This is a genomic window from Chitinophagaceae bacterium (assembly GCA_016699815.1).
GTDB lineage: Bacteria > Bacteroidota > Bacteroidia > Chitinophagales > Chitinophagaceae > Ferruginibacter.
Map to the genome: position 1 here is coordinate 2,026,974 of CP065012.1, position 14,278 is coordinate 2,041,251.

The following is a 14,278-nucleotide window of genomic DNA, read 5'->3' on the forward strand; positions in this document are numbered from 1 at the left end:
GTGAAAGGTACAAAAGAATACCTGTATATCTTTTTATCTGCAGGTGAATTAATCAACATTTTTCCTGATAATTTCCGCTATTAATCCCGTCCACCCGGTTTGGTGAGATGCGCCAATGCCTTTGCCATTATCGCCATGAAAATACTCGTAGAATAAAACCAGGTTGTTAAAATATTGATTCTCATCTAAAAGGGTATTTCCACCATTAATTTTTCTCTTTCCTTCATTATTCCTGGTGAAATTATTAATAAGCCTTTGGCTCAATTGCCCGGCAACCATTTTAAGGTTTAGGCTTTGGCCGGAATGTGTGGGATACTCAGCCAGCAGGTCTTCATCAAAAAATTGAAAATATTTATTCAATGCCGATATGGTAAGGTAATTTATGGGCATCCATACGGGCCCACGCCAGTTAGAGTTGCCGCCAAATAGTGCCGTTTGTGATTCGCCGGGTTCATAGTTTAGGCCAAACTCCTTCCCGTCAATATTAATTACATAAGGTTTCTCATGAATTTTTGATAAAGAGCGTATACCCCCGGGAGATAAAAATTCATTTTCATCCAGCAATGCTTTCAAAATTTTTTCTAAACGTTTTTTTGGTGCAAGCGATAGCAGTATAGCGCCGGTTGAATTTATTTCAATAGCAAGAAAATGGTCGTTTTTTTGCTGGTAAGTAACAAACCATTTGAGCCTTTGATAAAATTCGGGAACTTTTGAAAGTAAAGATTGATCAATTACATGTACGGCAAATAAGGAGGTGAGGCCAACCAATGACCGAACTTTTAAAGGAATGCTACGGTGGTTAGGTAGTTTCAGTACATCATAAAAAAATTCATCTTCTTCATCCCACGCCCCACCAGCGCCGGTATGTATCTGGTTAATGGATTCGGCAATATAAGTAAAGTGTTCAAAAAATTTGGTGGCTAAATCTTCATAGGCTTTATTCGTTTGGGCTAGTTCCAGCGCTATTTCCATCATATCCAGGCAATACATTCCCATCCATGCGGTGCCGTCTGCCTGTTCCAGTGAGCCACCTTCGGGTACATTGTTACGGTCAAATACGCCTATATTATCCAGGCCCAAAAAACCAGCTTCAAATACATTATTATCCTGCCTGTCTTTTCTGTTTACCCACCAGGTAAAATTGATGAGCAGTTTTTGAAACACCCTTTCTAAAAATAGAGTATCGCCTTTTCCCAGGCTTTCCTTTTCGGCTTTATATACCCGCATACATGCCCAGGCTTGCACCGGAGGGTTTACATCGCTAAAATTCCATTCATACGCAGGTATCTGGCCATAAGGGTTCATATACCATTCTCTTAGTAATAACAGCAATTGGTTTTTGGCAAATTGCGGATCAAGTGAAGCAAGGGGTAAACAGTGAAAAGGAAGGTCCCATGCGGCATACCAAGGATATTCCCATTTGTCCGGCATGGAAATAATATCTTCATTATTCAGTGTGAGCCATTTGCTGTTGCGGCCATTGAGGCGTTCTTGAGGCGGTGGCGGCTGCCCTTCGTCACCTTTTAACCAACTGGGAATATCAATATAATAAAATTGCTTGTTCCACAACATTCCTGCATAAGCCTGGCGTTGTATATTTTTTAGATCTTCATTTTTTGTAGTGATAAGCTGATCATAAAATTCATTGGCTTCCTGCATCCTGCTTTTAAATATTTCGTCAAAATCTTTACCCAGCGGATTGTTCAGTTTTGTTTTGCTTAACCGTAATTTTATACTTACAGATCCTATTCCATCAACGTTGTACCGGTAAAAAGGAGCAAACTTAGTTCCACTTTTTTTATTTTCAGGTAAATTAAAATTGTTGGAGATAACTGCTTCATGAAAAATATCTTTTACAAAAGGATTTTTGTTGGGAATATTATAGAGGCGCTCAGTATTGGTTTCATTTTCGGTGAATAATACCCTTTCTGGTGTTTGAAAATAAAATTGATATGCTCCTAGTTTCGGTGTGTAAATAAATGCTTCACTGGTATTACTGTCTTCATTTATGAGTTCAATAACAGGTTTTTCATTTTCCAGGTTAAAAGCCCATAAGTTGCGCATCCATAAAGTGGGCATTAAAACAATGGGCGCTTTAAGGTTACAGCGGTTGTGCACCGTAATTTTTATACAAATATCTTCTTCATTGTTTTTGGCATATTCTATAAATACATCAAAGTATTTACCCTCGTTAAAAATACCGGTATCTATAATTTCATATTCATCTTGCAGCCTGCTTCGGTGCTTATTTTTTTCTTCCAGTTCGGCATAGGGAAATGCCTGTTGCGGATATTTGTATAGATATTTCATGTACGAATGGGTAGGCGTATTATCGAGATAATAATATAATTCTTTTACATCTTCACCATGGTTGCCGTTTGCAGGAGTAAGGCCAAAGAGCCGTTCTTTTAAAATGGGATCGTTGCCGTTCCATAAAGTAAGCGCAAAACAAATGCGTTGTTTATCATCGGATATACCTGCAATGCCATCTTCGCCCCAGCGATAGGTTTTGGAGCGGGACATATCGTGGGTTATATAGTTCCATGCATCTCCATCGGCGCTATAGTCTTCCCTTACAGTAGCCCATTGCCGTTCTGATATGTAAGGGCCCCATTTCAACCAATTTTTTTGATTTGAATAATTTTCTTCTAATCTTTTTTGTTCCGTAGAAAGATTTTTTGACATGGAGTGGATATTTGCATAAATGCATTAGGAAACTATGGGACAAATTTACGCCTCTTTACAGTGGAAATAAACTAAACCATCATAGAATAATGTTACAGCGCCTTATGGTTTGCCAGGATGATTTGAACCCTGTGCTGAAAAACTAAATTAAAAAGCTTCTTTTACTATGTACTCACTTTTTACGCCCAGTAAAGCAAGCTGATTTTCTATTGCAGCCATCATGGGTGGTGGGCCGCAGAGATAATAAAAAGAATTTTTCCCTGTATGTTTTTGAATTAAACCGGCGGTAATAAAACCATTTTCAAAGCCTTCTTTTTTTTCATTGGAAAGTATATTGATAAAATTATTCCCTAAAAGATTTGTCAATTTTTCTTTATTAATAATATCTGCCTGGGTATTATTGGCAAATAAAAGTTTATTGTTCCCAATTTTATTTTCTTTTTCCAATTGTTTTAAAATAGCTAAAAACGGTGTAATGCCTGCTCCGCCTGCAATAAAAACCCCTTCTCCTTTATAGGCAATATCTCCAAAAACTTCACCAATCAGTAATTCATCACCAGGCTGCAGCAAAAGTAACTGGTTGGTAACCCCGTTATGCGCCGGGTAAGTTTTTATGGTAAATTCAATTTGGTTGTCTGTGGGCAGCGAAGTAAAAGTAAAGGGCCTCAATTCTTTTTCCCATCCGGGTTTATTAATGGATACATCTACAGCCTGCCCGGCATGGTATTGTAACCCTCCTGGTTTTTGTGCAACAATATGCAATACGTCGTGTGTAATTTTTTCAATAGATTTTATTTTAACTGCATTTGCCATGATAAATTATTTTTTGTTGTTCAAATAAGATAAAAATTCCTGCCGTGTATCGTTGTTTTCAAAATGGCCGGAGTAGCTCGACGTAACCGTTTGGCTATTGGTGTCTTTTATTCCCCTCGAAGCTACGCATAAATGATCGGCTTCAATAAGTACGGCTACGTCATCGTGCTGCAAAATTCCTTTTAAGGCTTCTGCTATTTGAATAGTTAAGCGCTCCTGCACCTGCGGCCTTTTGGCATAATACTGTACCAGCCGGTTAATTTTCGATAAACCAATTACCTGCTTGTGTGGAATGTAGGCTACATGCGCTTTTCCAATGATGGGCACAAAATGATGTTCGCAGCATGAAAACAAAGTAATATCTTTTTCCACCAGCATTTTATGATAGCCATATTTGTTTTCAAAGAGGCTAATTTGAGGTTTGTTTTCGGGGCGGAGGCCGCTGAATAATTCTTTAACATACATTTTGGCAACACGGTTGGGTGTGCCGTTAAGGCTGTCGTCATTAAGGTTGAGGCCCAGGGTTTGCATGATTTTTTCAAAATGACCGGCAATAAGGGTTATTTTTTCTTTGTCGGTTAAATCATTAAGTGGGTTGCCAATTTGTGCTTCCGTTATCTTTTTTATCCTTTCATAATTAACAAGTGCTTCCATTTTTCTGTTTTTTATAAGTCATTAATTTTTTGCATTACATTTATTACAATAGCGTCGCAATACTGCAGGTTAAATTCGTAAAGTTCCACATTGCTATAGGTAAGTTCAATTTTATTACGCAGTATAGTTTTTGCCCTGTTGAGCCGCACTTTTACATTGGCTTCGCTTATACCAAGCAGTTCTGCGGTTTCGGCTACATTTAACCCGTTTATTTCCCTCAGCGAAAAAACTATGCGGTAATCTTCAGTAATAGTGGCAAGGGCATTTTCAATAATATGCCCAAGCTCACGGTTTTGAATGTTGTTTACTGCATTGTATTGGGTATTACTAAACATTGGCTTTGCATTTTCATTAAAGTCGGTTGTTAATTCGTTTTTAAAACTAAGTTTTTCTTTTTTTCGGTAACAGTTGTTGAGCATTATGCGTATGATCCAGGTTTTAAAGTGGGCACGGCCTTCAAATTGTTTCAGGTTTTTATAGGCATCAATAAAGCTGTCCTGCATTAAATCCTGTGTGTCCTGGTGGTTGAAATTATACGATCTTCCAATTTTGTACAGCGTAGGGTTGAACCTCTTTACGATAAGTTCGTAAAGTGGTTTTTCTCCTGCTAAAATTCGTTGTATTATTTCTTCCTCTGATAATTTATTTATTGGATTCATAAAATACCTGCTTTAAAATATTCTTTTAGCTCCTGTTAGCGAATGCTTGTTTACTCCCGTCTGAAATAATTAGAGTAACTGTATATACAAAAGGTTACAACAGATTATAAAATGTTGCTTTGCCTTTAGTTGGATAGTAAGAATAATATTATCAACTCCAGGAAATTTCTTTAACCGATGAGTTTGTTTTTAATTGCTGTAAAATAGGCTGTATAATAGTAGCGTCTGTTTTGTCAAGCTCTATAATAAAAATAAGTTCATCATTTTCTTTTTTTATGGAAAAATTTTGAAAGCTAACCTCTTTTGACTCAAGCAAAGATTTAATCAACTCATTATTTGCCGGGGACGGGGTGGCGGTTATTTGCAATGTTTTTTGATTGGATTTTTTAAAATACATCCGTTCTAATGGTTTTAAAGCCCAAAGAATTATTAATGCAATAAAACTGGTAATGCCAGCAGCAAAATACATGCCTCCACCTGTTGCCAGGCCTATTGCCGCAACCGTCCATAAACCCGAAGCGGTAGTTAACCCACGAATAGTGCCCTGCTTTAACAGCAGTATGGCTCCTGCCCCAATAAAACCAATACCACTTATTACCTGAGCTGCAATTCTGGATGGGTCGAGTACCGTATTACTTGTTCCCAATACATCTGTAAAACCAAATGCCGAAACAATCATTACCAGGCAGGAGCCTACGCATACCATCATGTGTGTACGCAAGCCTGCTGCCCAGTGCCTCCGTTCCCTTTCTAAGCCTATAAGCGCTCCAAATAATGATGCAAGCGATAACCTTAAAACTATTTCAGCCCAACTAATCATGTAATAATTTCTGCCAGTTTTCTGTACAAAATTTTTTATTGCCGGTTTCTTTAATCCTGGAGAAGTAATAAAGTTACGAAAAACAAAACTTTGCCCATATTTTTCGCCACATAAACCAACGGAAAAGGCTTCTGTCAATTCAATAGTATCATCTTATTTAAAAAGAACATTATCAATTTTTGATATGCCAAAAAAAGTTAATGAAAATCAGGCAAATCTGTTGAATTATTGCTGGTTAAACCCAAAAGCATGACAAAAAACATTTGCAAACATGATTTCAATTATTTATAGCCCGTACCCTTAGAGGATATATTTGTCTTTAATTATCGAAATTGGGAATTTTTTAGTACGGATATGATTAGAATATAGAAAGTAAATTAAGCAGGAGCAGGGAAATAGTGCATTTTTTTTAACTGGTAAATACAGCAGTATGAAAATAACCCTTCACTCAGTTTTTGTTACGTCAGTAATTCTTTTTCTTTCATGCCCACCTGCTTTTGCGCAGGAAAGCGACAGCGCTACATTTAAAAGCGTGTGTGCTGTGTGCCACACAATTGGAGGCGGCAAATTAATTGGCCCCGACCTGTTAAATGTTCAGGACCGTCATTCAGAGGACTGGATCATCAATTTTGTACAGTCTTCACAATCGGTTATTAAATCGGGTGATCAATATGCCGATTCCATTTATAAGGCATACAACCAATTGCTCATGCCCGATCATCCAAATCTCAACAATGCACAGGTAAAAGGCTTAATTGCCTACATCAAAACACAAAGCAGTATGCCCTCAACAACAATTGCTGCAACAACACAGCCACAGGGAAATAGCGATAGGGGAAAGGAATTATTTGTGGGCAATATTCGTTTTATGAACAATGGTGCGGCCTGCAATTCCTGCCACAATGTAGCCATGCAAGGTTATATGAGTGGTGGTGCATTAGGTAAAGACCTTACGCATGCCATAGCAAGGTTATCTGCGGATGGCGTTTCGGGTATTATTACCGGTTTGCCATTTCCCCAAATGAAAGAAACCTATGCGGCCCACCCGGTTACTCCGCAGGAAACCGCCGACCTAACTGCATTTCTGGTAAAAGTAGATAAAGAAGCAGCGCTTACCGCTACCAGTAAAACAGGTAATTATTTACTTGTTGGTGGTATTACCGGTTTGGTTCTCTTAATCATTTTGTATTCATTCTTTTGGATAAAACGTAAAAAGCACCCTGTTAATTTTTCGGTATTCAAAAGACAAATAAAATCGGCATAGGCAGTAAAGAAAAAATAAGAAGAAGGGCAAAGAAAAAATGCAATTTGTTCATCATTAATAAATAAACCATGAGCTGGATTAAGGACATTATTTCACCGCAAACCCGTAAGTGGGAAGAGTTTTACCGTAATCGCTTTCAACATGATCGGATAGTTCGCAGTACACATGGTGTAAACTGTACCGGTGGTTGTTCCTGGGCCATTCATGTAAAAGAAGGAATTGTAGTGTTTGAAACACAACAGTTGGATTACCCGTTAATTGATGACAAAATACCACCTTACGAACCCCGTGGCTGCCAAAGAGGGATTTCTTATTCCTGGTATTTATATAGTCCGCTTCGAATAAAATATCCACTTATACGTGGAACATTAATTGATGCTTACCGGGAAGAAAAAGAAAAAGCCGGTGGTAACCCGGTTGCTGCATGGGAAAACCTGCAAAACAATAAAGAAAAAAGAAAAAAATATCAAAATTCAAGGGGAAAAGGCGGCTTCAGGCGTACAACATGGGATGAGGTGCTGGAAATAATGGCTGCTTCAAATATTTATACGGCAAAAAAATATGGACCCGACAGGGTAATTGGATTTTCTCCTATTCCGGCAATGTCCATGTTAAGTTATGCTTCGGGTGCAAGGTTTCTTCAACTTTTTGGCGGAGTAAACCTGAGCTTTTATGATTGGTATTGCGATTTGCCCCCGGCATTTCCCGAACTATGGGGCGAGCAAACGGATGTATGCGAAAGCGCCGATTGGTACAATGCAAAAATGATTGCCGATATGGGTACCAACCTAAACATGACCCGTACACCAGATTGTCACTTTTTTGCAGAATCCCGCCATAACGGAACCAAAGCAGTTGTTTTTTCACCAGACTTTAGCCAGCTGTGTAAATACGCCGATCAATGGATACCACTTCATGCAGGTAGCGATGGTGCTTTTTGGATGGCAGTAACGCATATAATACTTAAAGAATATCATTACGAAAAACAAACGCCCTACTTTATTGATTATGTAAAGCGATATACCGACAGCCCAATGCTGGTGCATTTAGATAAAACAGAAAATGGCTACACCCCCGGAAGAATGGTTAGGGCCAATGAATTACCAAAATGGAAGGATATTGAAAACGGAGACTGGAAATTTTTATCCATAGATGAAAAAAGCAAAGAACTGGTTGTGCCAAAAGGTACAATGGGTTATCGCTGGGATAAAAACGGTGGCAAATGGAACATGAAATATGAATGTGGTGAAACCGATGCAAATTTTGATCCTGTTCTTACTTTATTAAACCAAAAAGATGAAGTGCTACAGGTTGAGTTTACAGAATTTGGACTTTCAAAAAATGCATTACGTGGCGTTCCGGTAAAAATGCTGGATACGGTAAATGGAAAAATTCCTGTTACAACTGTTTATGATCTCACTATGGCACAATATGGTGTGGACCGTAGCCTGGGTGGAGCATATCCCAAAGATTATACCGACCCCGATGCAGCTTATACACCTGCCTGGCAGGAAATTTTTACTGGTATTGATTCTAAAACCCTTTTCCAGTTTGCCCGTGAGTGGGCCGATACGGCAAATGTAACCGAAGGAAAATGTATGATTTTGGTAGGCGCTGGTGTAAACCACTGGTATCATCAAAATTTAACCTATCGTGCCGGTGCAATGGCATTAATGGTTTGTGGATGCGTAGGTAAAAATGGAGGAGGATTAAACCATTACGTTGGCCAGGAAAAACTAGCCCCAGTAGAATCCTGGGGTTCTATTGCATTTGCCAAAGACTGGGTTCCTGTTTCGAGGCTGCAACAAGCGCCACTCTGGCATTATATCAATACCTGCCAGTATCGCTATGATGGCCATCACTCCAACTATAATACCACACATAAAAATAAATGGACTGATAAACATGTGGCCGATACCATCTTTACATCTGTAAGAAACGGGTGGATGCCTTTTTATCCTCAGTTTAATGAAAACTCACTAGAGCTTGCCAAAAAGGCCATGGCCAATGGCGCCAAAAGTGATGAGGAGATAAAAGCTTATGTGCTGGAAAAATTAAAATCCAAAGAACTAAAATATTCCGTAAGTGAGCCGGAAGAGGAAGTGAATTATCCAAGGGTGTGGTATATATGGCGTGGCAATGCTATTGTGGGCAGCATGAAAGGGCATGAGTATGCATTGAAACATTACCTGGGCACACATAGCAACGTAATTGCAAAAGATGTAGAGGATAAACCGGAAGAAATAAAATGGCACGACATTGCGCCTGTAGGTAAAATGGATTTAGTGGTAGACCTTAATTTCCGGATGGATTCTTCTGCACTGTATTCGGATATTGTTTTACCCGCTGCTTCGTGGTATGAAAAAGCCGATTTGAACAGTACCGATCTGCATTCGTTCATCCATCCCCTTGGCCAGGCTGTTGCCCCGGTATGGGAATCAAAAACAGACTGGGATATTTTTAAACATTTGGCAAAAGCAACCAGCGAAATGGCCAAAAAATATTTTAATGATGTGCAGAAAGATGTTGTGTTTACACCACTTTCGCATGATAGTGCAGATGAAATTACCCAACCTACTATTAAAGATTGGTACACCGGGGAATGTGAGGCAATTCCCGGAAAATCTATGCATAAAATAAGTGTTGTAGAAAGAGATTATACTGACCTGTATGAAAAATTCATCACACTTGGCGAAGGCATTAGGGAAAAAGGATTGAGTGCACACGGCAACCATTATATGTGTAAAGAAGAATTTGATGAAATGTGCAGTTCACAACATTTTCATCAACGAAAGTATAAAGACAAAAAGCTCCCTTCTATCCAGGAAGATGAGTGGGCCGCAAATGCTGTATTACATCTTTCTTCATTAACCAATGGAAAGCTTACCAAAAAAGCCTATGAATACATGGAAAAGAAAACAGGCCTTGCACTTGTGGACCTGTCCGATGATTCATTAGGTGTAAAAATCCGCTATGCTGATCTTTTGGCAAAGCCGCATCGTTACAACACTTCTCCTGTTTGGTCGGGGTTAATGAATAATGGCCGGGCTTATTCTGCTTATACTTATAATGTAGAGCGATTAGTACCATGGCGAACTCTTACCGGAAGGCAGCATTTTTATCTTGACCAGGAAATGTACATTGCTTATGGCGAACATTTGCCCACATTTAAGCCGGCGCCAAGCCCAGAAGTATATGGTGATTTAAGAGAAACCTGGAAAAACGGAAAAGCAAAAGCATTGAACTATCTCACACCGCATGGTAAATGGCATATTCACTCCACTTATATGGAAAATTTAAGAATGCTCACCCTTTCCAGAGGTATTGAGCCCTGCTGGCTGAGTGAAGTAGATGCGGAAGAACTGGGCATAAAAGATAACGACTGGGTAGAAGTGCACAACGATCATGGTGTGTATGTAACCCGTGCATGTGTAAGTTCCCGTATACCTCCGGGAGTATGTATTGTTTATCATGTGCCCGAAAGAACCGTAGGGATTCCCAAATCGCAATTGAGGGGAAATAGAAGAGGAGGCGGGCATAACAGCGTAACACGTATTCACTTAAAACCCAATTATCTCAATGGCGGATATGGCCAGTTTTCTTACCACTTTAATTATTGGGGCCAGTAGCGCCACAAAGAGATACTCATGTAATTGTAAAGAAAATGGAAAAACTGGTGTGGTAATGGTTAATTGATTTTGGTTAATTGCATTTTAAGTCCATTAGGAAAAATAATTCAAGATAATGTCAGAAAAAAAATAAAATATAGTTCATCATTCACAATTCATCATTCACAATTCATAATTCAAAACTTATGGACGTACGATCACAAATAGCAATGGTTTTTCATTTAGATAAATGTATTGGCTGCCATACCTGCTCTATTGCCTGTAAAAATATTTGGACCGACCGAAAAGGCGCCGAGTATATGTGGTGGAATAATGTAGAAACAAAACCCGGCACCGGATATCCTACCAAGTGGGAAGATCAGGGGATTTATAAAGGCGGCTGGGAAAAAAAAAGAAATGGAAGTATAGATTTAAAAGGCGCCGGTAAAAGACGTGGCCTCACCAATATTTTTTATAACCCCAACCTGCCGGTAATTGATGATTATTACGAGCCTTTTACTTATAAATATTTAGACCTCATTGAATCGCCCGAAGGAGAAGACCAGCCAACAGCAAGGCCGGTATCATTAATAACAGGCGAACCTATTGATATAAAAATGGGACCAAACTGGGACGATGACCTTAGCGGCACACCCGATTATGCCCGTAACGATCCGAATTTGCACAACATTTCCGAAGAAGAAAAGGAAGTGATGTTTCAACTGGAAAAAATGGCACTGTTTTATCTTCCCAGAATTTGCAACCATTGCCTCAACCCGGCATGTGTTGCCTCTTGCCCGTCAGGCGCAATTTATAAACGAGGGGAAGATGGTGTGGTACTTATTAACCAGGAAGTATGCCGTGCATGGAGAATGTGCGTTACCGCCTGCCCTTATAAAAAATCTTATTACAACTGGCATACCGGCAAATCAGAAAAATGTATTCTCTGTTATCCTCGTATAGAAGCCGGGCTGGCGCCTGCATGTATGCATTCCTGCGTAGGCCGCATTAGGTATTTGGGTGTGTTGCTTTATGATGCTTCCCGTATTGAAGAAGCAGCCAGTGCAGATGATAATAATTTAATTAACAGCCAGCTGGATATTATTTTAGATCCATTTGATGAGCAGGTAATTAAAGCAGCAAAGAAAAACGGTGTAGCCGATTCAACAATCCACTCTGCTCAAAATTCTCCTATTTACAAATTTGTAAAAGAATGGAAACTGGCTTTGCCGTTGCATCCTGAGTTCCGCACCCTGCCTATGTTGTTTTATGTGCCACCATTGTTGCCCGTAATGGCTACAGTGAAAAAAACTGATAACAGTGAGCAACAGGATAAAATGCATCCCATTGCCAAAAAATGGGAAGACAACTGGCTGTACGACACCAGCACCAAAGAATTATGGGGAACCCTGGATCAAATACGTTTTCCATTAAAATATATTGCCAACTTATTTAGTGCAGGCGATGAAGAACTCATAAAAGAAAAATGGAAAAAATTAATGGCAGTACGCATTCACCGCAGGAAAGTAACGGTGGGTGATATAAGCGATGAAAAAGTGGAAGAAACATTAAAAGATGCAGGCATGACCGCAGAAGAAGCAGATGCAATTTATGCGCTCACTTCACTTCCAAAATTTGAAGAAAGATTTGTGATTCCTGCTGCCCACAGGGAACAGGCAATAGAAATGATGGATTTTACCGGCGATACAAAAGGAGATGCAGGATTTGGATTTAAAAAACCGGTGCAACGTGGCATCTAAAATTAAGTATAAAAAAAAGAAAATGGAAACACAGCAGGATTTACAGGCAGAAACCAGCACAACGGCTACCCGTACTTTGGCCAATTATGCATTGCTTGCCGAAATGTTTAACTACCCGGTGAACGATGAGTATAAAAAAACAATACAAACCGCTCATGAATATTTGGTAAATACTTTTACCGAAGCTGCACTCACATTGCAGCCATTTGCTGAATTCGTATCGTCAACTTCTGTTAGGGATATTCAGGAGCTTTTTCTCCGGTCTTTTGATGTTCAGGCAATAACTACATTGGATATTGGATTTGTTTTATTTGGGGAAGATTACAAGCGTGGAAAATTACTCGTTCACCTAAATGAAGAACACCGCAAAGCCGGCAACCTTTGTGAAACCGAACTTTCTGATCATTTGCCCAACTTATTACGGCTGCTTCCAAAAGTTAAAGATGCAGAAATGCAAACTGAAATTGCTGAATTATTGCTTTTGCCGGCTGTAGAGAAAATGGTAAGTGAATTTACCCTGGATAAAATTGATAAGAAGGATACCGTGTATAAAAAACACCAGAAAGTACTTTTGGATTATTCCCAAAATTACCGCACCATTTTTCAAAACAGCTTAATGGCTTTGTTTCTTGTAATGCAAAGAGATTTTAATTATTACGGTAATAATAAAAGCAAGGAGGGTAATGAAAATACTGACCCGGGCAACCCGGCCTCCGGCACTCAAAATTCAGAAATTAAAGACTTCAGCCAGAATATTGAAACCGAAATGCTAACGGAAAAATAACGCAATTTGTTCCAAAAATTTAAAATTCAACGGTTATGAATTACATTGATAATTTTATTTTAATAGTACTGCCTTACCTTGCCCTGGCCACTTTTTTAATTGGTTCTATTTACCGTTACAGGAGCAGGAAGTTCCAGGTATCTTCTTTGTCATCTCAGTTCCTGGAAGGCAGAAAATTATTTTATGGCTCAGTTCCGTTTCACTGGGGTGTGTTATTTATTTTTTGTGGTCATCTTATAGCTTTTCTTGTTCCAAGAACAGTACTTGCATGGAACAGCCAACCGGTTCGCCTCTTAATACTTGAAATATCAGCATTTATTTTTGGTATTAGTATGCTTGTAGGCCTTGTAAATCTTTTTATACGGCGATATACCACACCAAGGCTTTACCCGGTTACTAATAAAATGGATTTTGTGGTTTATGTGTTATTAATTTTGCAAACCTTTACCGGATTGTGGATTGCTTATAATTTCCGCTGGGGTTCATCCTGGTTTTCAACATTACTTAGCCCTTATTTAAATTCTATTTTTAAACTAAACCCAGATATTACTGCTGTAGTTTTATTACCGTGGACGGTTAAATTACATATTGCCGGTGCATTTATCATTATTGGTATCCTTCCTTTTTCAAGGCTTATTCACATGCTGGTACTTCCTTTAAATTATATATGGCGCCCCTACCAGCAGGTTATGTGGTATTGGGATAGAAAGAAAGTTCGCAACCGTAAAACGCCCTGGTCGTTGCAGCGCCCAAAAAATACTTAATTATGCTGCTGAATATTGTAACTGATGAACAATTACTGGCCAGCCAAATCGTAAAAACAATATTGCTGCTGGTTATTTCAGGCGGCATCATTTTCAATATATACCGTATTGTCCGTTTTATTTCAATTCGAAAAAGAGCCATTAACATTGCCATCTTGTGTATACTTTGTATTGCACTCACTTTTGTAATAAGAGTTTATCGTGTAGAGTATGCCTTACTCAAAAACCCGGTTTATGTAACCGGCACAACAATAGATTATTGTAACGTTTTTGCAGAAGGCCGGGGAATTGAATTTGAATACGAACTAAATGGTATAAAATATAGGAACTGTAATACGTTTCATCCTATTACTATAGACAGTATTAAAATACCCGGTGGAAAATACCGGGTGAGGGCCAGCACTAGTTTTCCGGGAAAAGGAAGAATGGATTTTAATAAAAAAACCAACTAAATCATGCAATTAAAA

Annotated in this window: 11 protein-coding genes; 6 read left to right on the top strand and 5 right to left on the bottom strand. The window is 38.9% G+C overall.

Annotated elements, in window-relative coordinates:
• Positions 1-48: 48 nt before the first annotated feature.
• From IPO46_08965 to IPO46_08985, 5 genes are all read right to left on the bottom strand, one after another.
• Positions 49-2,685 carry a glucosidase gene (locus IPO46_08965; protein ID QQS62252.1) on the bottom strand — a complete coding sequence of 879 codons (2,637 nt, stop codon included), beginning with the start codon at positions 2,683-2,685 and terminating at the stop codon, positions 49-51.
• Between the two features lie 147 nt (positions 2,686-2,832).
• Positions 2,833-3,498 (bottom strand): flavodoxin reductase, encoded by a 666-nt coding sequence (locus IPO46_08970; protein QQS62253.1) that lies wholly within the window; start codon positions 3,496-3,498, stop codon positions 2,833-2,835.
• 6 nt (positions 3,499-3,504) lie between these two features.
• Positions 3,505-4,152, bottom strand: a complete 648-nt coding sequence (folE, locus tag IPO46_08975; protein ID QQS62254.1) for a GTP cyclohydrolase I FolE — start codon at positions 4,150-4,152, stop codon at positions 3,505-3,507.
• 11 nt (positions 4,153-4,163) lie between these two features.
• Positions 4,164-4,811: a sigma-70 family RNA polymerase sigma factor gene (locus IPO46_08980; GenBank protein QQS62255.1), complete on the bottom strand. Its 648-nt coding sequence runs from the start codon at positions 4,809-4,811 to the stop codon at positions 4,164-4,166.
• Between the two features lie 151 nt (positions 4,812-4,962).
• The gene (locus IPO46_08985) at positions 4,963-5,631 is read right to left on the bottom strand and encodes an MgtC/SapB family protein (protein ID QQS62256.1); all 669 of its coding nucleotides are present in this window, start codon (positions 5,629-5,631) and stop codon (positions 4,963-4,965) included.
• Between the two features lie 430 nt (positions 5,632-6,061).
• On the opposite strand from IPO46_08985, the gene IPO46_08990 reads away from it, so the two are divergent.
• From IPO46_08990 to IPO46_09015, 6 genes are all read left to right on the top strand, one after another.
• Positions 6,062-6,895 carry a c-type cytochrome gene (locus IPO46_08990; protein ID QQS62257.1) on the top strand — a complete coding sequence of 278 codons (834 nt, stop codon included), beginning with the start codon at positions 6,062-6,064 and terminating at the stop codon, positions 6,893-6,895.
• 68 nt (positions 6,896-6,963) lie between these two features.
• Positions 6,964-10,524: a nitrate reductase subunit alpha gene (locus IPO46_08995; protein QQS62258.1), complete on the top strand. Its 3,561-nt coding sequence runs from the start codon at positions 6,964-6,966 to the stop codon at positions 10,522-10,524.
• A gap of 185 nt (positions 10,525-10,709) precedes the next feature.
• Complete coding sequence (narH, locus tag IPO46_09000) at positions 10,710-12,263, top strand: nitrate reductase subunit beta (protein QQS62259.1); 1,554 nt, start codon at positions 10,710-10,712, stop codon at positions 12,261-12,263.
• Positions 12,253-13,047, top strand: a complete 795-nt coding sequence (locus IPO46_09005) for a hypothetical protein (GenBank protein QQS62260.1) — start codon at positions 12,253-12,255, stop codon at positions 13,045-13,047. The genes narH and IPO46_09005 overlap by 11 nt, the downstream gene beginning before the upstream one ends.
• Positions 13,048-13,082: 35 nt before the next feature.
• Positions 13,083-13,811 carry a respiratory nitrate reductase subunit gamma gene (gene narI, locus IPO46_09010; GenBank protein QQS62261.1) on the top strand — a complete coding sequence of 243 codons (729 nt, stop codon included), beginning with the start codon at positions 13,083-13,085 and terminating at the stop codon, positions 13,809-13,811.
• Positions 13,812-13,813: 2 nt separating this feature from the next.
• Positions 13,814-14,263: a hypothetical protein gene (locus tag IPO46_09015; protein QQS62262.1), complete on the top strand. Its 450-nt coding sequence runs from the start codon at positions 13,814-13,816 to the stop codon at positions 14,261-14,263.
• The last annotated feature ends 15 nt before the right edge of the window (positions 14,264-14,278 follow it).